20 protein-coding genes and 1 tRNA gene are annotated in these 20,434 nt (G+C 68.4%); 12 read left to right on the top strand and 9 right to left on the bottom strand.

Annotated features, from left to right (window positions below; all coding sequences use genetic code 11):
* Positions 1–261: 261 nt before the first annotated feature.
* The gene (locus tag E0H75_RS40935) at positions 262–462 is read left to right on the top strand and encodes a hypothetical protein (protein ID WP_131519126.1); all 201 of its coding nucleotides are present in this window, start codon (positions 262–264) and stop codon (positions 460–462) included.
* A 66-nt stretch (positions 463–528) separates the two neighbouring features.
* Here the strand turns inward: E0H75_RS40935 and E0H75_RS43405 are convergent.
* Positions 529–600 (bottom strand) — tRNA-Gln (locus tag E0H75_RS43405).
* Between the two features lie 122 nt (positions 601–722).
* Between E0H75_RS43405 and E0H75_RS40940 the strand changes: the two genes are divergently transcribed.
* The 6 genes from E0H75_RS40940 to E0H75_RS40965 all read left to right on the top strand — a co-directional run bounded on the left by E0H75_RS40940 (position 723) and on the right by E0H75_RS40965 (position 7,801).
* Positions 723–1,730: an acyl-CoA desaturase gene (locus tag E0H75_RS40940; protein WP_131519127.1), complete on the top strand. Its 1,008-nt coding sequence runs from the start codon at positions 723–725 to the stop codon at positions 1,728–1,730.
* Between the two features lie 69 nt (positions 1,731–1,799).
* Positions 1,800–2,441 carry a TetR/AcrR family transcriptional regulator gene (locus E0H75_RS40945; protein WP_131362973.1) on the top strand — a complete coding sequence of 214 codons (642 nt, stop codon included), beginning with the start codon at positions 1,800–1,802 and terminating at the stop codon, positions 2,439–2,441.
* Positions 2,442–2,528: 87 nt separating this feature from the next.
* Positions 2,529–3,713 carry a sensor histidine kinase gene (locus tag E0H75_RS40950; RefSeq protein ID WP_238163570.1) on the top strand — a complete coding sequence of 395 codons (1,185 nt, stop codon included), beginning with the start codon at positions 2,529–2,531 and terminating at the stop codon, positions 3,711–3,713.
* 75 nt (positions 3,714–3,788) lie between these two features.
* Positions 3,789–4,457 carry a response regulator transcription factor gene (locus E0H75_RS40955; RefSeq protein WP_131519129.1) on the top strand — a complete coding sequence of 223 codons (669 nt, stop codon included), beginning with the start codon at positions 3,789–3,791 and terminating at the stop codon, positions 4,455–4,457.
* A gap of 103 nt (positions 4,458–4,560) precedes the next feature.
* On the top strand, positions 4,561–5,340 hold the full coding sequence (locus tag E0H75_RS40960) for an ABC transporter ATP-binding protein (protein WP_131519130.1): 780 nt from the start codon (positions 4,561–4,563) through the stop codon (positions 5,338–5,340).
* A 1-nt stretch (position 5,341) separates the two neighbouring features.
* The gene (locus E0H75_RS40965) at positions 5,342–7,801 is read left to right on the top strand and encodes an ABC transporter permease (RefSeq protein WP_131519131.1); all 2,460 of its coding nucleotides are present in this window, start codon (positions 5,342–5,344) and stop codon (positions 7,799–7,801) included.
* On the opposite strand, the gene E0H75_RS40970 is transcribed toward E0H75_RS40965, so the two are convergent.
* Both E0H75_RS40970 and E0H75_RS40975 read right to left on the bottom strand, forming a co-directional pair.
* Entirely contained in the window at positions 7,802–8,149 is a 348-nt protein-coding gene (locus E0H75_RS40970; RefSeq protein ID WP_202873434.1) for a VOC family protein, read from the bottom strand.
* Between the two features lie 2 nt (positions 8,150–8,151).
* Positions 8,152–8,940, bottom strand: coding sequence for a methyltransferase domain-containing protein (locus E0H75_RS40975; protein ID WP_131519132.1), 789 nt, complete (start codon positions 8,938–8,940; stop codon positions 8,152–8,154).
* Between the two features lie 97 nt (positions 8,941–9,037).
* Between E0H75_RS40975 and E0H75_RS40980 the strand changes: the two genes are divergently transcribed.
* Positions 9,038–9,535: a MarR family winged helix-turn-helix transcriptional regulator gene (locus tag E0H75_RS40980; RefSeq protein ID WP_131519133.1), complete on the top strand. Its 498-nt coding sequence runs from the start codon at positions 9,038–9,040 to the stop codon at positions 9,533–9,535.
* Positions 9,536–9,976: 441 nt separating this feature from the next.
* On the opposite strand, the gene E0H75_RS40985 is transcribed toward E0H75_RS40980, so the two are convergent.
* Entirely contained in the window at positions 9,977–11,779 is a 1,803-nt protein-coding gene (locus E0H75_RS40985) for an ABC-F family ATP-binding cassette domain-containing protein (RefSeq protein ID WP_165554430.1), read from the bottom strand.
* Positions 11,780–11,828: 49 nt separating this feature from the next.
* On the opposite strand from E0H75_RS40985, the gene E0H75_RS40990 reads away from it, so the two are divergent.
* Complete coding sequence (locus E0H75_RS40990) at positions 11,829–12,683, top strand: fructosamine kinase family protein (RefSeq protein ID WP_165554432.1); 855 nt, start codon at positions 11,829–11,831, stop codon at positions 12,681–12,683.
* Here the strand turns inward: E0H75_RS40990 and E0H75_RS40995 are convergent.
* Positions 12,664–13,014, bottom strand: coding sequence for a hypothetical protein (locus E0H75_RS40995; protein ID WP_131519136.1), 351 nt, complete (start codon positions 13,012–13,014; stop codon positions 12,664–12,666). The genes E0H75_RS40990 and E0H75_RS40995 overlap by 20 nt on opposite strands.
* Before the next feature lie 10 nt (positions 13,015–13,024).
* Complete coding sequence (locus E0H75_RS41000) at positions 13,025–14,923, bottom strand: elongation factor G (RefSeq protein ID WP_131519137.1); 1,899 nt, start codon at positions 14,921–14,923, stop codon at positions 13,025–13,027.
* A gap of 307 nt (positions 14,924–15,230) precedes the next feature.
* Between E0H75_RS41000 and E0H75_RS41005 the strand changes: the two genes are divergently transcribed.
* The 3 genes from E0H75_RS41005 to E0H75_RS41015 all read left to right on the top strand — a co-directional run bounded on the left by E0H75_RS41005 (position 15,231) and on the right by E0H75_RS41015 (position 18,440).
* Complete coding sequence (locus E0H75_RS41005; protein ID WP_131519138.1) at positions 15,231–16,556, top strand: hypothetical protein; 1,326 nt, start codon at positions 15,231–15,233, stop codon at positions 16,554–16,556.
* Between the two features lie 167 nt (positions 16,557–16,723).
* Positions 16,724–18,073 (top strand): class I tRNA ligase family protein, encoded by a 1,350-nt coding sequence (locus tag E0H75_RS41010; protein ID WP_131519139.1) that lies wholly within the window; start codon positions 16,724–16,726, stop codon positions 18,071–18,073.
* A 1-nt stretch (position 18,074) separates the two neighbouring features.
* Positions 18,075–18,440, top strand: a complete 366-nt coding sequence (locus E0H75_RS41015) for an avidin-fold protein (RefSeq protein ID WP_131519140.1) — start codon at positions 18,075–18,077, stop codon at positions 18,438–18,440.
* A 15-nt stretch (positions 18,441–18,455) separates the two neighbouring features.
* On the opposite strand, the gene E0H75_RS43410 is transcribed toward E0H75_RS41015, so the two are convergent.
* From E0H75_RS43410 to rsmA, 3 genes are read right to left on the bottom strand one after another with little or no spacing between them, the layout of a single operon-like run.
* The gene (locus E0H75_RS43410; protein WP_165554434.1) at positions 18,456–18,599 is read right to left on the bottom strand and encodes a hypothetical protein; all 144 of its coding nucleotides are present in this window, start codon (positions 18,597–18,599) and stop codon (positions 18,456–18,458) included.
* 8 nt (positions 18,600–18,607) lie between these two features.
* Positions 18,608–19,540 (bottom strand): 4-(cytidine 5'-diphospho)-2-C-methyl-D-erythritol kinase, encoded by a 933-nt coding sequence (locus E0H75_RS41020; RefSeq protein ID WP_131519141.1) that lies wholly within the window; start codon positions 19,538–19,540, stop codon positions 18,608–18,610.
* Between the two features lie 17 nt (positions 19,541–19,557).
* Positions 19,558–20,388, bottom strand: coding sequence for a 16S rRNA (adenine(1518)-N(6)/adenine(1519)-N(6))-dimethyltransferase RsmA (rsmA, locus tag E0H75_RS41025; protein WP_238163571.1), 831 nt, complete (start codon positions 20,386–20,388; stop codon positions 19,558–19,560).
* Positions 20,389–20,434 lie beyond the last annotated feature (46 nt).

The raw sequence follows: 20,434 nt of genomic DNA on the forward strand, positions 1-20,434 counted from the left end.
ATCAAAGGCCAGCGGCCACGGACCGCTACCTCAATTTCCTAGACCACATGTCGCACATCAGTTGGCGGACATGTGTCGCGGATCAGTTGTCGGATCACAGCGAACGGGTGGGGACCGCGAGGTCGACGGATCCTGGACTACAGGCGGTCTGCGGTGAGGCCGAATGGCTCCATGACGGCCGGCGAGGTGACGAGTGCCTGCGCCAGCGCCAGAATTCCCAGATAGGTCGGTGAGTACTCGTCGACAGTCATGGACCTGGCGATGCTGCCTTCGAGGAACTCGAACGCCTCGTCGCCCTTCCGATTCCGACTCGGGTCGAAGTGGACCCCACCCATCACCCTCCGGGTCTACGCGCACGTCATCCGCCAGCACGCGGACGAGGCTGCTAACACCTTCGCCGCCGCTATCGACGGGGACGACCAGGCCGACACTGCGGAGGGTGACGGTGGAGCGACCGAGTAGGACCCTGTTAGCAAATCCGTTAGCAAAACCCCGGCTCAGAACCCTTCGAGCCGGGGTTTTGCGCTGCTCCCCCGCCAGGTTTCGATCCTGGTCTTCGAGATTCAAAGTCTCGCGGGCTGCCGATTACCCCACGGGGGATCGTGGTCGCCGGGACAGTTTGCCATGGAGTGGGGTGGACGACACGCTGAGGGGTTCCTTACCTACGGGTCCGTAGGTTACGGTAGCGTAGGTAAGCCGTCCTCCAGCCGAGGGAAACCACCATGACTCCACCCCCCGTTGCCGCGCCCGAGGCGCCCACCCGCCCTGCGCAGGCCGACGACCTCGACGTGCACACCGGGACGCTGGGTGGGGAGCAGAAGCGGCCGTGGGAGCAGGTGGCGCTGGCGTTGTTCATCGGGATCCCGTTCCTCGCCGTGCTGGCCGCCGTACCGATCGCCTGGGGCGGGTTCCTGGGGTGGCGCGACGTGGTCCTGGCGGTGGTTTTCTACACGCTCGCCGGCCACGGCATCTCGATCGGTTTCCACCGGCTGTTCACGCACAAGTCGTTCAAGCCGAACCGCCCGATGAAGTACGCGCTGGCCATCGCCGGCTCGCTGGCGATCGAGGGCCCGGTGATCCGCTGGGTCGCCGACCACCGCAAGCACCACAAGTTCTCCGACCGCGACGGCGACCCGCACAGCCCGTGGAAGTACGGTACGAGCCTCGGCGCGCTCACCAAGGGTTTCCTGCACGCGCACATCGGCTGGCTGTTCGACACCGAGCAGACCCCGCAGCGGCAGTACGCGCCGGATCTGCTGAAGGACAAGGACGTCGTGCACGTGTCCCGGATGTTCCCGATGCTCGTCGCCGTCTCGCTACTGGCGCCGGCCGTCATCGGCGGCCTGTGGTCCTGGTCGATCGAGGGCGCGCTGACGGCGTTCTTCTGGGCCAGCCTGGTCCGGGTCGCGCTGCTGCACCACGTCACCTGGTCGATCAACTCGATCTGCCACACGATCGGCGACCGGCCGTTCAAGAGCCGGGACAAGTCGGGCAACGTGTGGTGGCTGGCGATTCTGAGCCAGGGCGAGTCGTGGCACAACCTGCACCACTCGGATCCGACCTGCGCGCGGCACGGCGTACTGAAGGGCCAACTCGACACGTCGGCTCGCTGCATCTGGTTCTTCGAGCGGATGGGCTGGGTCAGCGACGTCCGCTGGCCGGTGCGCGAACGCCTGGAGGCCCGCCGCGTCGATGCGACCGCGAAGACCCCTCTGAAAGCTGCTGCCTGAAACAGTGCGCAGCGGTAAATCGGCCACCGGCAACACCGAAGTACGGCATGATGCTGACGTGATCTCGACGTGACGGAACCCAAACCGCGGCGGTCCGGCCGGATCCGGATGACGAGTGCCGAGCGTCGCGAGCAACTCATCACCATCGCCCGCGGCCTGTTCGCCCAGAAGGGGTACGAGGCGACGTCGGTGGAGGAGATCGCGGCCCGCGCCGAGGTCTCCAAGCCGGTCGTCTACGAACACTTCGGCGGCAAGGAAGGCCTGTACGCCGTGGTCGTGGACCGCGAGGTACGGGCGCTGCTCGACGGCGTGACCCAGTCGCTGACGGCCGGACGGGCGCACGAACTGGTCGAGCAGGCCGCGCTCGCGTTGCTGGACTACATCGAGAACAACTCCGACGGCTTCCGGATCCTGGTCCGGGATTCGCCGGTCGGGTCGTCCACCGGCTCGTTCATCTCGATCCTCAGCGACGTCGCGACCAGGGTCGAGCACATCCTCGCCGAGGAGTTCAAGCGCCGCGGCCTGGACCCGAAGAACGCCCCGATGTACGCCCAGATGCTGGTCGGCATGGTCGCGCTGACCGGCCAGTGGTGGCTGGACGCCCGCCGCCCGAAGAAGCCGGACGTCGCCGCCCACCTGGTCAACCTCGCCTGGAACGGCCTGTCCGGCCTCGAAGCCAAGCCGACGCTGTCGACCCGCCCGCACAAGTAGCAAGCACAAGTAACAACCTCTGGTCGTACGCCGAGATCCGCCCGCGGCATGACCCCTGCGCCGCGACCGGGCCGTACCCTGGCCCGCATGACGGGGATCCTGACCGCGCGGCCCGTGCCTGCCCGCAGCAAGGCGTTCGACCTGCTGCTGGCCGGCAGCCTGTGCATGGTCTTCGGCCTGCTGTCGATCGCGCAGGCCGGTTTCGAAGGCATCCTCGGCTTCGGCATGCTGGTGCCGCTGATCTGGCGCCGCACCCATCCCGCACTCGTCTTCTTCGGCGTCTCCGCGGTCGCCTCGGTGCAGTGGCTGTTCGGCGCCCAGCTGATGCCGGCCAACGTCGGCCTGCTCGTCGCCCTCTACACGATCTCCGTGTACGGCGAGGTCCGCTACAGCCGGATCGCGCTCGGGATCGGCGGCCTCGGCGTCCTGATGGCGACGTCGCGGTACTGGACGAACTCCGACTGGCGCCAGCAGGTGACCATGATGGTTGCCCTCGGCGCGCTGGTCTTCGGCGTCTGGGCATTCGGCGAACGCCGCCGTACCCGAGGCCTGTACGTCGCCCAGCTCGAGGAACGCGCGGACCAGCTGGAACGCGACCGCGACCGCGAGGCCAAGCTGGCCGTGTCCAACGAGCGGACCCGGATCGCGCGGGAGATCCACGACGTGGTCGCGCACGGCCTGTCGATCATGATCGTCCAGGCCGACGGCGGACTGTACGCCGCGGACAAGTCACCGGAGCAGGCGAAGAAGGCGCTGGCCACGATCGGTGACACCGGACGCGCCAGTCTGACCGAGATGCGCAAGATGCTCGGCCTGCTCAAGCAGGACGAGCAGCCTGGGCTCGACCCGAACCAGCCCCGCCCGCAACCGGGCGTCTCCTCCCTGCCCGAGCTGATCGACAACGTCCGCGACGCCGGGCTCACCGTCGACTACGAGGTGACCGGCGAGCCGCGTGACCTGGAGGCGTTGCTGGGCCTGACGGCGTACCGGATCGTGCAGGAAGGCCTGACCAACACGCTGAAACACGCCGGGCCGGGAGCGCGAACCTCCGTCCTGCTGGACTTCGGTCACGAGATGCTGACCGTGGTGGTCACCGACGACGGCCGGGGTGCCGGGGTCGCGCCGAGCGCGGATCCGGGGCACGGCCTGGTGGGGATGCGGCAGCGCGCCTCGATCTCGGGCGGTACGGTGAGCGCCGGACCGAAGGCGGGTGGCGGTTACGAGGTGATCGCCAAACTCCCGTACCACCTTCCGACTGGAGGCGACCAGTGAGCGAGCGCAGCGAGTGAACAAGAGGAACGGCACCCTTATCGGTCACGCCGGAACCGAGCGAAGCGAGGTGGAGGTGTGACCGATGACGTGATCAGGGTCTTCCTCGTGGACGACCAGGAGCTCGTCAGGGCCGGGTTCACCATGCTGGTGGACTCGCAGCCGGACATGCGGGTGGTCGGCCAGGCCGGCGACGGCGGCGAGGCGGTGGAGAAGATCCAGGTGACCGCCTGCGACGTCGTACTGATGGACGTCCGGATGCCTCGCCTCGACGGTGTGGAGGCCACCCAGCGGCTCCAGTCGTTGCCGCAGGCACCGAAGGTGATCGTGCTGACCACGTTCGACCTGGACGAGTACGCGTTCGCCGCGATCAAAGCCGGCGCGGCCGGCTTCCTGCTCAAGAACACGCCACCGGCCGATCTGTTGTCCGCGATCCGCCAGGTGTACTCCGGTGACGCGGTGGTCTCCCCCAGTACGACGAAGCGGCTGCTGGAGCATTTCGCCGGCGCGCTGCCCGACGCCGAGACCGAGCGGCCGGATCTGGCCGAGTTGACCGCCCGCGAGCGCGAGGTCCTGCTCGAGGTCGCCCGCGGCCTGTCGAACACCGAGATCGCCCAGCTGTTCACGTTGTCCGAGGCAACGGTCAAGACGCACATCGGCCGGATCCTGGCCAAGACCGGGCTGCGCGACCGGGTCGCCCTGGTGGTACTGGGCTACGAAACGGGACTGGTCCGGCCGACCAAGTAATACTCAGGTAGTACTCCGACTCCAGCCTGCGGTCCGACGAGATCCGGTGCTGGAATCACTAACTTCTTGACCAACGTCAGGTTCAGTTGAATCAAGGAGTGACATGAGTTTGCAGACCGGTGACCTTGCGGTCGGGCGGTTGCCGCAGGACGGGACGCCGCGGACCGCGATCCGGGCGCACGAGTTGCGCAAGGTGTACGGACAGGGCGACACGGCGGTCGCCGCGCTCGACGGTGTGTCGGTCGACTTCGGCGTCGGCCGGTTCACCGCGATCATGGGTCCGTCGGGCTCGGGCAAGTCGACGTTGATGCACTGCCTGGCCGGGCTCGACACGCCGACCAGCGGTCAGGTCCTGCTCGGCGAGACCGAGCTGACCCAGCTGCCGGACGCCGAGCTGACCAAGATCCGCCGCGACCGGGTCGGCTTCGTGTTCCAGTCGTTCAACCTGCTGCCGATGCTGTCGGCGAAGGACAACATCCTGCTCCCGCTCGAGCTGGGCAACCGCAAGCCCGACCAGCAGTGGCTCACCACGCTGGTCGACGTACTCGGACTGCAGGACCGGCTCACGCACCGCCCGTCGGAGCTGTCCGGCGGGCAGCAGCAGCGCGTCGCGGTCGCTCGCGCGCTGGTCGGACGGCCGGAGGTCGTGTTCGCCGACGAGCCGACCGGCAACCTGGACTCGCGCTCCGGCGCGGAGGTGCTCGGGTTCCTGCGCCGCTCGGTCCGCGAGTTCGGCCAGACCGTGGTGATGGTCACCCACGACCCGCTCGCCGCGTCGTACGCCGACCGCGTCGTGATGCTTGCCGACGGCAAGCTCGCGGGCGAGCTGCACAACCCGAAGCCGGAGACCGTTCTCGACGCGCTGCGGCAGCTGGGGGCCTGAGGTGCGACGTTCGATTCTCTCCTCGCTGCGCGCCCACCTGGGCCGCCTGGTCGCCGCCTGTCTGGCGATCGTGCTGGGGGTCGGTTTCGGCACCCTGGCGATGACCGCGCACGGGTCGGCGTCGCACGGCGTCGACACGACGATCGGGGCGCAGTACCGCGGGGTCGACGCCCTGGTCTACCCGGAGAACGCCGAGATCACCTCGGCGGACCTGGCCAAGGTCCAGAAGGTGCCAGCGGCCGCGTCCGTGGTCACGCTGACCACCGCCTACCTCGATGCGTCGTACCCCGGGCTGGTCCGGGACGAGGCCCTCGAGATCGACGCGCTGTACGACACCACCAAGATCGCCGGGCCCGGTGCGTCCTCCGGCCGGTTGCCGACCGCAACGAACGAGATCGCGCTGCCGGCCAAGCTGGCGGAGAAGCACAAGGTCTCGGTCGGCCAGAAGCTCCGGCTCACCTCGTGGAACAACAAGTCGTGGAACGTCACCGTGGTCGGTCTGCTGGACGACGAGAACTCGGTCGGCCAGGCGCATGGCGTCGCCACCCCGGCGGCGGTGAAGATCTTCGAGCCGGACGGCTTCACCCGGGCGGTCGCGATCGCGGCGAAGCCCGGCGTGGACCAGGAGGCGCTCGCCGCCGCCGTCCAGAACGTCGTCCCGCACGCTCTGAAGGTCTACACCGGTGACGAGTGGATCGACCACGAGGTGAAGGGCTTCACCAACGGCATCGACGTCCTCGGCGGTGTGTTCGGCATGTTCGCGGTGATCGCGCTGTTCGTCGCCTGCCTGGTGATCGGCAACACCTTCACGATCGTGATCGCCCAGCGCACCCGGGAGATGGCGCTGCTGCGCTGTGTCGGCGCGTCCCGCCGGCAGGTGTTCTCCTCCGTCCTCGCGGAGGCGAGCGTGGTCGGCGTGGTCGCGTCCGCGATCGGTGTCGTGTTCGGAGTCGCGCTCTCCGCGTTGGCGCTGGCGCTCGCCCGCGAGTTCGACTGGGGCATCCCGCCGGTGCCGCTGCACCTGGACGTGTGGTCGGTGCTGCTACCGCTGCTGCTGGGGACCGTGGCAACCATCGTGGCTGCCGTCGTACCGGCTCGCCGGGCGACTCGGGTCGCGCCGCTCGCGGCGCTTCGTCCCGAGGCCGCTCCGGCCGCCGGGTCCAAGGCCGGCGTAGTGCGGTTGGTCCTCGGCTTCCTGTTGCTCGCGGGTGGCGGCCTGCTGCTTGCTGCCGGGGCGGGGAGTCACCAGGTGATCGTCGGCGTGGCCGGCGGCGCGCTGTCGTTCCTCGGCGTCCTCGCGGTCGGTTCGCTGCTGGTGCCGGCGCTGATCCGAGTGCTCGGCGCGCTGCCGGCCCGAACCGGCGTACCGTCGCGGATCGCCGTCGCGAACGCGGTCCGGAATCCGAAGCGTACGGCGGCCACTACCTCGGCACTGCTGATCGGTGTGACCCTGATCAGCCTGACCTGTGTCGGGATCGCGTCGGTGCGCAAGACGTTCGACGTGTCGATGGACAGTCAGTACCCCGTCGACCTCGTGGTGCGGGCATACAACGACAAGATGCCGGCCAGTGCCGAGCAGCAACTGCGTGACATCAAGGGCATCACGCAGGTGGTCCCGGTCAGCCAGGTGACGCTCAAGGCGGGCGCTCAGCAGGTGCCGGTGACCGGGATCGACCAGGCCGGAGCCGGCGCGGTCATCCACGACCCGACGCTGGTCGGTCAGCTGAAGCCGGGTACGGCGCTGCTCGACTACCAGACCATGAACGGATTGGACATCAAGAGCGGTACCCCGATCACGCTCGTCTCCGGCAAGCACAAGTTGACGGTCACGGCGCAAGGCGCCACCGGGCTGGACCCGATGACGATCACGGCCGCGGACCTCGCGAAGCTCGTCCCGAACGCCGCGGTGAACGGATTCTGGGTGGCGTCCGACCCGAAGGCGGACGGATCGCAGGTGATCGACTCGGTGGAGCAGTCGATCCCGACGGTCAAGGATCTGTCCGTCAGCGGCGGCCTGGCCGAACGGACCAGCTACACGAAGATCTTCGACGTCCTGCTGCTCGTCGGCATCGGTCTGCTCGGGGTCTCGGTCCTGATCGCCCTGGTCGGTGTGGGCAACACGCTCAGCCTGTCGGTGCTGGAACGGACCCGGGAGAACGCACTGCTCCGGGCCATGGGTCTGACCCGGCGCCAGTTGCGCGGCATGCTCGCGGTCGAGTCGTTGCTGATGGCACTGGTCGCGGCCGCGCTCGGCATCGTCCTCGGTCTCATCTACGGCTGGACCGGGACCAGCGCCCTGATGGGCGGCCAGACCGTCGACGGTGGCGTCGAGTACGCCGTACCCGTCACGCTGCTGGTCGCGATCGCCGCGGTCGCCGCCGTGGCCGGCCTGCTCGCGTCGGTCCTGCCGGCCCGGCGGGCTGCCAAGGTCGCTCCCGCCGGCGCTCTGGCAACCGAGTAGTCAGACGATCTCGACCCGATTCCCGTGGCCGTCGGCGGTGTGGAACCGCCGGCGGCCCGGGATCGTCTCGTTGTCCCAGGTCACCGGATAACCGAGCTCGGTGAGCTTGGCAGCCAGCGCATCCAGGTCGTCCACCGCCAGTGCCGGGTGCGCCTTCTTCGCCGGGCGGAAGTCCTGCTCCACGCCGACATGCACCTCCGCAGCACCTTCCTTGAACCAGCAGCCGCCCCGAGCCTTCAGCAACTCCGGCTTCTCCACCTCGGCCATCCCGAGCGCGTCCCGGTAGAAGGCCCGCGCGACGTCCTCCCCGTCAGGCGGACAGGACACCTGCACATGATCAAGCCGCATCCTCAGCTCTCCTTCTTCTGAGCCACCGCGAAGATCCGCCGGAACGGCAGCAGGGTCCCGTAGTCCCGTTGCGGGTACGCCTCCGCCAACCGAGCGCCGTACTCCGCCTCGAACTGCACCCGCAGGTCGTCCGGCAGCGACTGCAACACCGGCCGCGCGCCGGTCCCCTTCACCCACTCCAGTACGGCGTTGTCGCCCTGCAGCACGTGGAAGTACGTCGTCTCCCACGCGTCGACGACACACCCTTCAGCACTGAGTACGTCGATGTACTCCGCCGGACCGGGGACGTCGGGGCGCAGCGACGTGTCCTTCGCGTACTCCGCGTACGGCTCGGTGGCAGCAAGGTCGCGCAGGATCGAGTGCGACGGGGCGTTGCCGTTGCCGGGGATCTGGATCGCCAGCCACCCACCCGGTCGCAGCGCGTTCACGAAGCCGGGCAGCAGGTCCACCTGCTCAGGGACCCACTGCAGGGTCGCGTTGGTGACGATCACATCGATCGAGCCGGCCGGCGCAGACCATTCGCGTACGTCGCCGAGCTCGAAGGTCAGCCGGTCGTCGGCGTACTGCTGTGCCGCCTCGAGCATCGGGGGCGAGTTGTCGATGCCGACGATGGTTGCCTCCGGCCACACCTCCCGCAGCGTGACGGTCAGGCCGCCGGGACCACAGCCGAGATCGACGACCGTGCGGACGTCCTCGGCCCGGACCCGGCCGACCAGATCCGCGTACGGCCGGCCGCGTTCGTCGGCGTACGTGCCGTACTGGACTGGATTCCACACCGGTGACGTGCGCATGGCGATCACCTCTCTGACGCATTTATCTTGATGTCGAGATACTCTAGTCCTCCCACTTGTCTTGATGTCAAGACTCTTGATGCCGTAATCTCGAAGCATGGATGACGAGGTCGACCGGCTGATCGAGGCCTGGCGCAGGGAACGCCCCGACCTCGACGTCGCGCCGATGGAGGTGCTGTCGCGGGTCAGCCGGCTAGCCCGGCACCTGGACCGCGCCCGCAGCCAGGCCTTCGAGACCCACGGCCTGGAGTCGTGGGAGTTCGACGTACTCGCTGCCCTTCGTCGCGCGGGAGCGCCGTACCAACTGTCGCCGGGACGGCTGCTCAAGGAAACCCTGGTCACCTCCGGCACGATGACGAACCGGGTCGACCGGCTCGCGGCGCGCGGACTCGTCGAGCGACTTCCGGACCCGGGCGACCGGCGCGGTGTGCTGGTCCAGCTCACCACTACCGGCCGCGACGCGGTGGACGCCGCGATGGCCGACCTGCTCGCACACGAACGCTCGCTGCTCGGGACGATCAGCGAGCGCGACCAGGCCAAGATCGCCCGAGTACTGCGCGAACTCGTCCGGCCGTTCGATCTGGAAAAACACTGACCCGCGCCGTTTTGTATACATTCACGCGTGATTTTTCTGGCCCCGGAGAAACCCCGGGAATTGTGCCGGAATAATCCGAAAAGACGACCCGTCACTTCACCGGGGTTCCGATCGTTGCTAGTTGCAACGAGATCGAGAGGCTGCTGTAGCGGACGGCTATCGAAACTGAGTGAGCACGCGGACTAGGGTCCTCACTGTCGGTGTCGAACCGACCACGAAACGTCAAGAATACGGTGACTTCGGCGGCAAGAGGTGGTCCGCCGAAAGTGGCCGCGCGGTGTCCGGGGCTCGGGGCCCGAACAACGCCGGCCGGCACGGGGCCCGCTCACCCGGTAGGCGCGGTGCGCCCTCCGAAGAACAGGGGATCGGAGGGCGCGCCGCGACTCGGTGGGATTTGATCACCCGGCGATTCCGCGGTTGAAAACTACACGGGATTAGCGCTCATTCGGCGCGTTCGGCCGCCTCGAACCACGCGGTCTCCAGTTCGCCGCGTTCCTCGGCCAGCTTGCGCAACTCCGTGTCCAGCTCGGCCAGCCGCTCGTAGTCGCTCGCGTGCACGGCGATCTGGTCGTGCAGCTTGGCCTCCGCCGAGGTGAGCTTCGCGAGCTGGCGTTCGATCCGGTTGAGTTCCTTCTTCGCCGCCCTGGCCACTGCCGCGTCAACGACCGGCTCGTCGGCAGGCGCCGAGCCGCTGGACACCACAGGCTCGGAGGTCGACGACGTGTACGTCGTACGACGAGGACCTCGGTCGGCGAGCTCCTCGATGTACTGGTCGACGCCGCGGGGCAGATGCCGGACGCGGGCGTCGCCCATGATCGCGTAGACCATGTCGCTGACCCGCTCGAGGAAGTACCGGTCGTGCGTGACGGTGACGACGACACCCGGCCAGCTGTCGAGGAAGTCCTCGAGCACGGTGAGAGTCTCGACATCCAGGTCGTTGGTGGGCTCGTCGAGGATCAGCACGTTCGGCTCGTCCAGCAGGAGGCGCAGCAGCTGCAGCCGCCGCCGCTCGCCACCGGACAGGTCCGAGATCCGGGTCGTCAGCTTGTCGCCGGTGAACCCGAACCGCTCCAGCAGTTGCGACGATGTGAGTTCACCGCCGCGCCCGGCGAGGGCCGCCGTACGCCGGATGGCCGTGATGTGGTCGAGAACGGTCGCCATACCGTCGACCTCTTCGAGGTTCTGCGACAGGTTGGCGGTCCGGACCGTCTTGCCCTGCTTGACCTGGCCGTGGTCCGGGGCGAGCTGACCGGTCAGCAGCCTCAGGAACGTCGTCTTGCCGGCGCCGTTCGGTCCGAGCAGGCCGATCCGGTCGGCCGGCCCGAGGCGGAACGTGACGTGGTCGAACATCAGCCGGTCGCCGAAGCTGAGGCTGACGTCCTCGGCATCGAACACATCCTTGCCGAGGCGCGCGGTCGCCAACTGGGACAGCGCCAGCTTGTCGCGCGGCGGCGGCTCGTTCTCGATCAGGGCGTTCGCGGCATCGATCCGGAACTTCGGCTTGCTGGTCCGCGCCGGAGCACCGCGCCGCAGCCAGGCGAGCTCCTTCTTCAGCAGGTTCTGCCGCTTCGTCTCGCTGACCTGGGCGCTCCGGGCACGTTCCGCCTTCGCCAGTACGTAGGCGGCGTACCCACCGTCGTACGACGTGATGCGGCCGCCCTGCACCTCCCACGTGTCGGTGCAGACCGCGTCGAGGAACCAACGGTCGTGAGTGACGACGATCAGCGCACCGGCCCGGTCGACCACGTGATCGGCCAGCCAGTTGACTGCCTCGATGTCGAGGTGGTTGGTCGGCTCGTCCAGGATCAGCAGGTCGACCTCGATCAGCAGCAGCCTCGCCAGCGACGCGCGCCGGCGTTCACCACCGCTCAGGGTGCCGACGAGCGCGCCGTGGTCCACTCCGCCGAGCAAGTGCTCCATCACCGACCGCGCCCGCGGATCGGCGGCCCAGGTGTACGTCTCGACATCACCGAGCACCGCGTGCAGCACGGTCTGCCCGGGGTCGAGGTCGTCACTCTGACCCAGGTACCCGAGCCGGAGGTCGCGATTGTGAGTGATCCGGCCGCTGTCGGGCTCCTCCCGCCGGGCCAGGAGCCGGAGCAGCGTCGACTTACCGTCGCCGTTGCGCCCGACCACGCCGACGCGCTCGCCCCGGCCTACGCCAAGACTTACCGAGTCGAGCAGTGTCCGGGTCCCGAAGCCCTTCGAAACAGCTTCCAGATTGACCAAGTTAGGTGCCGCCATAACGCGCCCCAGGGTAGCCGACCGGTCCGCACGTGCCAGGATCGTCCACGTGCTGAATCCCGCCTGGCTCGACGGCCTCTCCCTCGGCGACGCCGTCAGCGCCGCACCGGTGGACGGCGGGTACGCGAGCAAGACCTACCGCGTCAGTACGACGCTGGGCCGTTCGGTGATCGTGAAAACACACGAGGACGTACCGGTTGACCTGTATCCGCTGGAGGCAGACGGCCTCGAGGCACTCCGCGGTGCGTTCACCATCCCTGACGTGTTGCGGGTCACGCCGAAGTTCATCGTGCTGTCCGACCTCGGTACGTCGGCGCCGTCGCCGACGTACTGGGAGGACGCCGGCCGCGCGCTCGCCCGGCAGCACCAGCGAACGGCCGACAAGTTCGGCTACCACCACGACAACTACCTCGGTGTCCTCCCGCAGCGGAACCCGTGGACCGACGACGGTCACGCGTTCTTCGCCCAGCACCGCCTGCTCCGCTACCTGGAATTCCCCACCTGCTACAACGCGCTCGAGGAAGCCGACCGTCGCGCTCTGGAGCGCCTGGTCCACCGCCTCCCCGACCTCATCCCGGCCCAGCCCGCGTCCCTCCTGCACGGCGATCTCTGGTTCGGCAACCTGCTGCCCGCCCAGGACGGCTCTCCCGCCCTGATCGACCCCGCAGTGTCCTACGGGTGGCCCGAAACCGAACTCGCCACCTTCCTCACCTACGGCCGCGTGGGCGACGCCTTCCTCGGCGCCTACCAGGACCTCCACCCCCTCACCCCCGGCTGGCAAACCCGCTTCCCGATCCTCCACCTCCGAGAACAACTCTGCGTCCTGGCCCACGCCCATTCCGGCCTCACCACCGTGACCGAAATCCGAACCACCCTCAAACCCTTCAGGACGTCACAGACTTGACGAGGCGGCTCCGATAACTGCCGTCAGTCACGAGTCCCCGGCCAGCGGCAAGGATGGCATCGACACCGGGCTCACGGACGCTGATCCCGTCGGTGCAGGAGAAGTACGCCGCGGCGCCGTACTCCTCCCCGGCTCGCCTTTGCGCCAACAGCCGCCCGACCTCGGCCAGACTGAAGAAGGTCGCCGCCCACCACCCGTCCCCCGGCACCTCGACCCAGCCGTCGACGTTGCAGACCTCATCCAGCGGTTCGTCGTCCTCCAACACCAACCGCAGCTTGAAGGCTCCTTCATCAATCGTGTAGAAGGGGCCGTCCAGTTCACCGTTCGTCACAGGTCTTCCTTCATTGGCGGTTGAGGTGGACTAGGTATTCGTTGTGGTTCAGGGGGTTTCCGTCGGTTCGGGGGCGGGTTGGGGCTGGGGTGGGGACGGGGTGGTGGGTGTGGAAGGTGGTGGTGAGGAGGGCCTCGCCGTGGGTGAGGGTGGGGAGGTGGGACTCGAAGGGGTGGGTGGTGGCGGCGGGGATGGTGCCTTCGAGGTGGGCGTGGCCGGGGTGCGGGGCGGTGTGTTCGACCAGCCCGCGGGATTCGGCGAGGTGGCCGAGGACGCGGGAGATCGAGTCGGGCGGGATGTCGAGCTCGAAGTGGTTGATGGGCTCCATGACCGTGGTGCCGGCGTCGTGGATCGCCTGCATCAGGACCGGCGGGACCAGGCGACGGAAGTCGGCGGCGACCGTGCCCGCGCTGGAGTAGTCGGTGTACGTGAGGTCGATCCGGCAGTTCGGAATCTCCCAGCCGGACAGGCCCTGCTGCAACGTCACCCGGGCTGTCTCCTCGATCGCCGTGTGGAACGCCCGAGGTAGCGCTCCCAGTTCGACGTCGAGCCGGTAGTCGATGCCCTCGGCAATCGGTGAGACGCGGAAACCGACACCGGCCGTCCAAGGATTGTCGGCAGCACCGATCTCCCGGTACGACGTACCCACGCCGTCCACCCGTTCGATGTAGATCGGACTTGTCTGGCTGAACGTGACCGCCAACCCGTACTCGCTCTCCAGCAACGAGGCGATCACCTCCTTCTGCACCTCGCCGTACAGGCTCACCGTCAGGTCGTCCGCCTTGCGCACGCGGATCAGCGGATCCTGCTCGGCCAGCTGAGTCAGCGCCTGGAAGAGCCGCATCCGATCCGGCGCGGAGACAACGGTTTCGAGCGTCGGCGGTGCGAACAGTTGCCCGACCCCGGACGACCGTACGCCGAGCTGATCGCCGATCCGGACTTCCTTCAACCCACGCAACGCCACGATCTGCCCAGCCTCCGCCCGCTCGACGGACCGCCGCGAACCGTGCTCGAAGACGTCCACAGCCGTCGGCCGAGCCTGGTACGACGGCCCGTCCGCAGGGTGTACATCGACGTACGCCCGGGACGACAGCGATCCCGCGAACACCCGAGCCGACGCGATCTTCTGCCCGGCCACACCTCGCTCGACCTTGAACACCCGGGCCCGCAGGTCGTCCGACGAGTCAGCCGTTGCTCGCGGCAACCACGACCGAATGCCCTCGATCAACTCCGGTACGCCGTCGCCGGTCATCGCCGACCCGAAGTAGACCGGATGAACCTGCGCCGCCGCCACCTGCCGCTGCAGCTCAGCCGAGTAGTCGTCGACCGACAGCGCGTCATCCAGATAACGAGCCATGAACTCATCGTTGCGCTCAGCAAGCAGTTCCCCAAGGCCCTTGTTCTGCAGGGAGAACGGCAAGAATCGCCCCGCCCGAGTCCCGAGGTCCTGCACCGATCCCATCGGTACGGCGGACGTCGTCAGCAACCGCGCGGTGTCGGCGAGCAACTCGTCGTACCGGGCACCGACCCGGTCGATCTTGTTCACGAACAGACAGGTCGGGATGCGCAGCCGGGCCAGCGTCCGCATCAGCAGCCGGGTCTGGACCTGCACACCTTCGACCGCCGAGATCACCAGCACGGCGCCGTCCAGCACGGACAGCGCTCGCTCGACCTCGGCGATGAAGTCGGAGTGGCCCGGGGTGTCGATCAGGTTGACACTCAGGTCGCCCAGCTCGAACGACACCACCGCCGAGCGGATGGTGATGCCGCGCTTGCGCTCGAGGTCCATCGAGTCGGTCTGGGTGTCCCCCGCATCGACCCGGCCGACCCGGTCGATCACACCGGCGGCGTACAGCAGCCGCTCGGTCAGGCTCGTCTTACCGGCGTCGACATGCGCCACAATGCCCATCGTCAGAGAGTTCAAGGGTCCTCGCGAATACGTCGAAGTGATCAGTCCTGTCGAGGTAGATCACTGCGCGGCGCATCCCGGTCTCCTGTCACTGGTCGTGGTCATGGGCATGGTCATGAGGACCTTCGATGGCAAACGCTTGGATGGTAACCCCGGGCCCGGCACGTCGCGAGCGATTTTCCCGTCAGCCCTTTCAGAAGGCGATCGGCGCCGATTAACCTGCCGCCCACGCAGCCGCCCAGGTCCCGTTACATACTTCGCGGAACGGGACTTCCAGGGCGGGTGCTGGGGTTGACAAGGAGTTCTCATGTCTCTGACGGACGACTATCTCGCCGCCGCCATCACCCGGGGTCCCACGCCGAGCGCGATCCGCGTGGCGGTCGACCCGAAGCTCGACGCCACCACGTTCCTCGGCCGGTCTCTGAGCCGCCCGGCCTTCCTGGACGCGGCCGAGTACGGCCGCCTGACCACCGACCTGGATCTGCTGCACTCAGCGCTCACTCGGCTCCCGGAGCGCGTGTTCAACGGCGACCTCGGGGCGTTCGCCCGCGCGGTCGGCCTGACCGAGACCCAGACCGAGGCCGTCGTGCGCGGTCGCGGGCCGGCCCCGAGCCGGATGGGTCGCGCGGATCTGTACAAGGACGAACAGGGCTTCCATCTGCTCGAGATCAACATGGGCAGCACCGTCGGCGGGGTGGACAACCCGGTGCTGAACCGGGCGCTGCTGGAGCTGCCGTTCTTCGCCGAGTTCACCGACGAGCATCACCTCACCTTCACCGAGACGATGGAGGAGGTCGTCCGGACCATCCTGACCGAGGCGAAGGTGCCGACCGGCGTACGGCCGGTGATGGCGATCGCCGACTTCCCGGACAGCTACCCCGACCTCGAGCGCCAGTTGCACAAGAGCGCCGCGATGCTGGCGCCGATGGGGATCGACGCGCTGCCCTGCCCGGTGGACGCGCTGACGTACCGGGACGACCGGGTGTGGCTGGGCGATCAGGCGATCGACGTGGTGTTCCGGTTGTTCATGATCGAGGACCTGCTGAAGCCGGGTGCGGTCGAGATGCTCGACCCCGTCCTGCAGGCGGCCGAACGTGGGCACGTCGCTATCTTCACCCCACTGGACTCCGAGCTGTACGGCAGCAAGGGATCGCTCGCGCTGCTGTCCGACGAGGCGTACCGCGATCGCTACCCGGCCGACGAGCTCGCCGTCCTCGACCGCATCCTGCCGTGGACGCGGATGGTCCGTGCCGGTCAGGTCACCATCGACGGGCAGCAGATCGATCTGCGGGAGTACGCGATCGCCAACCAGCACGAGCTCGTCCTCAAGCCCACCTCGCTGCATGGCGGGGACGGCGTACTGCTCGGCTGGCAGACCGACGCGGCGACGTGGGCCGGCCGGCTCGACAGCGCGATGGGCAACCCGTGGGTGCTGCAGCGCCGGATCCGTCCCGTGCCGGAGACGTTCCTGACCGATGACGGGGACGAGCAGTGGTTGCTGACCTGGGGTGCGTTCCTGGTCGCAGGCGGCCTCGGCGGGTTCCTGATTCGCGGATCGCGTGATCTCGACGGCGGCGTGGTCGGCATGTCCACCGGCGCGACCGGCGGCTGCTGCTTCTTCCAGACACCGTAGTCAAACGTTCGCTTCGCCCGCCGGTCTGAAAACCCCTTGTTTTCAAGGGTTTTCAGGCTGGCGGGTGACGGCTCCGGGGAGTAATCTCGCGGACTGCGACCGGCCCTGTGAGGAGAGTGATCGGGGCTCGGCCGCACACACTGCCGCCCCGAGGTAGGAGCCGCCGCATGACCACCTCCACCGGTGTGACCGTTGTCGTCGTGCCGCCGGCCACGGCCAACGGGCCACTGCACGTCGGGCACCTGTCCGGGCCGTACCTGGCCGCGGACATCGCGGCCCGGGCAGCGCGGGCGCGCGGTGAGCGGGTGGTGACGACCGCCGGTTTCGACGTCCACCAGAACTGGGTGCTGACCCGCGCCGAGAAGGAGGGCGTCGACGTCGAGAAGCTGGCCGCCGCCTACCGGGACGAGATCGTCGAAGCACTGGATGCCGCCAGAATCCGGTACGACGTGTTCCTCGACCCGCAAAGTACGGCGTACCAGCACGGCGTCACCACCCTCGCGGCCGACCTGACCGAGGCCGGCCGGTTCCCCCTGCGCAAGCTGACGTTGCTCGCCTGCGAGGACTGCGGACGCACCCTGCACCAGTCGTACGTCGTCGGCACCTGTGCCTGGTGTGGATCCGAGGCCGCGGGTGGCGGCTGCGAAGGCTGTGGCGGTTACACCTCGGCGGACAACCTCGTGGACCTGGTCTGCAACCGCTGCGGTGGCGCGCCGAAACCGTTCCAGGCGAACGTCCCGGTGCTGTCGATGGAGGACTACCGCCAGGAACTCATCGAGATCTGGTTGCGCGCCGAACTCCCGGACCGCGCCCGCCGGATCGTCACGCACTACCTCGAGCACCGGCTTCCCGACGTACCGATCGCGTATCCGACGAACTGGGGACTGAAGGGCACCGGTCCGCACGAAGGCCTGCGACTGGAGGTGTATGCCGAGGTTGGGTTGTCCACCGTGTACGGAGTCGCGCAGTCGCTGCAACCCGGGGCCTTGGGACTGGAGGAGACCTCGCGGGCGTGGTCCGAGGTCGGCGCGTTGTGGCATTTCAACGGGATCGACAACGGGTTCTACTTCGCACTGTTCTGGCCCGCGGTGTACCTGGCCTGCGGGGTGCCGCCGGAAGCGATCGGCGGGGCGCAGGTGAACGAGTTCTACACGCTGGACGGCGCGAAGTTCTCGACCAGCCGGAACCATGCGATCTGGGCGAACGACTTCCTGCACGACGAGGACGTCGACATCGTGCGGCTCTACCTCGCGTGGGACCGGCCCGACCGCTACGCGAGTGACTTCACGGTGGCGTCGTACCGGGAGTTCGAGGCATATGTGCGACCACTGCTCGACGGTGCGGTCACGACGTCGCCGGTGCCCGCTGTACTGGCCGAGGAGGACGTCAGACGGGGTGCGGCGGCGCTGCGGCCGCGTGGGTTCGATCCGGCGCTCGCGGTCCGGGCGACGCTGACCGGGCTGGCGGCGGGTGCACCCGGAGTGGACCAGTTGCTGTCGATCCTGATCGGGCGGTGACATGGACGTCCCGAACTACGACGGCCGGATCTTCCGCCCGCTCGGCAACCCGCCGGACGCGCCGACCGGCCGCTACCACCAGAACGGCAAGCTGATCTGGGCCGAGTTCGGCGGTGGTCGCCTGTACTTCGGCCGCCTCGTTGGCATGTGTGACGACGAGGGCGTCATCACCGCCACCTACTGCCAACTCGCCACCGACGGCACCGTCACCGCCGGGCAGGTCACCAGCACCCCCGCCTACACCCCCGCCGGCACCCTCACCCTCACCGAGCACTACCACCGACTCGACGGCGCCACCGGCACCTCGGTAATAGAAGAGGTACCCCCCTCCCTAGCCCCACCCCCAGCAGACTCCCTCCGCGGCTGAGCACTACGGCGGAGATCACGTCAGGCGATCGAAGTCTTCGGCGATCGCTTGACTGGTCTCCGCGGAGTCCCAGTCATCCGCGAGCACGATCCGGCCGGCGAGCGAGCCACGACCGGCAGCCTGCGTCCAGCCAGGATTCTCTTCCTGCAGTTCGTCCATGAGTGTGCCTAGCGGTTGGCGGGGGCCGGGAGGATTCGGGCTCCGGGGACGGGGGCTTCGGCTTGGCGGACCATGCGGCAGAGGCCGGATTCGGCGAGTTCTACGGCCAGGTCGACGGCGCTGCGGCTGTCGGCGGCGAGGAACAGGCAGGTCGGACCGGAGCCGGAGATCTGCGCGGCCAGGGCGCCTTGGTCGAGGCCGAACTGGAGGGTGTCGCCGAGCTCGGGACGCAGCGAGAGAGCGGCTGCCTGGAGGTCATTGCTGAGGGCAACTGCGAGTGCGTCGGGCCGGCCGGAGAGTAGTGCGGTGAGGAGCTCGGGGCGTACCTCGGGCGACTCGACCCGGCGGAGCGGACGCAGCCGGTCCAGCTCGCCGTACACGGCCGGCGTCGACAGTCCGCCCTCGGCGATCGCGAAGACCCAGTGGAACGTGCCGCGCGACATCACCTCGGTGACCTGCTCGCCGCGGCCGTGGCCGAGCGCGGTGTGGCCGACCAGGCAGAACGGTACGTCGCTGCCGAGCTCGGCCGCGAGATTCTGCAACTCGGTCTGCGACAACTGCAAGCCCCACAGCCGATTGCACGCCACCAGAGTCGCTGCCGCGTCAGTGGATCCGCCGGCCATCCCACCGGCGACCGGGATGGTCTTGCGGATCGTCAGCGCGACGCCTTCCTCGACGTCGTACTCCGCCTGCAGCAACCGCGCCGCGCGGACCGCGAGGTTCGTCTCGTCGGTCGGTACGTCGGCCGCGAAGTCTCCGACCGCCTCGACCGAGACCGCCGCGTCGTCGTCCCGCACCACCGCGGTCACATCGTCGTACAGGGCAACGGCCTGGTAGACCGTGGCGACGGGGTGATACCCGTCCGGGCGCGGCGGACCGACCGACAGACCGAGATTGATCTTGGCCGGCGACCGCACCGTGACCTCAGCAGAAGGTGACACGCGGACAGGCTAGGGCATCAGGCAGGTGACTGGTCGCGACCTGCACTTGCGATGGCAGCGAACTCGGTGATTCCGAGCATCTCGCCGCGCAGGCCCGGATCGATGCCTGTGACCCGGAACACCTCGTCGAGGCGAGCGCGGTCCGGCATCCAGCGCGCGAGTGCCGAGCGCACGGTCTTGCGCCGCTGCGAGAACGCCGCCTCGATCACCGCGAACACCTCCTCCCGGCTCGCACTCGTCGCCGGCGGCTCCCGCCGTTCGAAGGCGACCAGTCCGGAGTCGACGTTCGGCGCCGGCCAGAACACGTTCCGCCCGACCGGGCCGGCCCGGCGGACCTCGGCGTACCAGGCGGCCTTCGCAGACGGTACGCCGTACGTCCGCGAACCGGGTGGAGCGGCGAGCCGATCAGCCACCTCGGACTGGACCATGACGAGCCCGTGCCGCAGCGACGGCGACACCTCGAGCAGATGCAGCAGCACCGGTACTGCGACGTTGTACGGCAGATTGGCGACACACGCCGTCGGCGACCCGATCTGCTCGGGACCGACCGTCATCGCGTCGGCCTCGACCACCGTGAAGTCGGCGGCCTGGTCCGGGGCGTACGTCGCGATCGTCGACGGCAACGCGGACGCGAGCACCGGATCGATCTCGACCGCGGTGACCGGATGCCCTGCGGCGAGCAATGCGAGCGTCAGCGACCCGAGCCCAGGACCGACCTCGAGCACGGTCTCTCCGGCCGTCAGCGCAGCGGCCTTGACGATCCGGCGGACCGTGTTGGGGTCGATGACGAAGTTCTGGCCGCGCTGCTTGGTCGGACGGACGCCCAGCGCGGCGGCCAGTGAACGCACTTCCGCCGGACCGAGAAGTCTCGGTCCGGCGGAAGTGGATGAATCA

Source organism: Kribbella capetownensis, assembly GCF_004331485.1.
GTDB lineage: Bacteria > Actinomycetota > Actinomycetes > Propionibacteriales > Kribbellaceae > Kribbella > Kribbella capetownensis.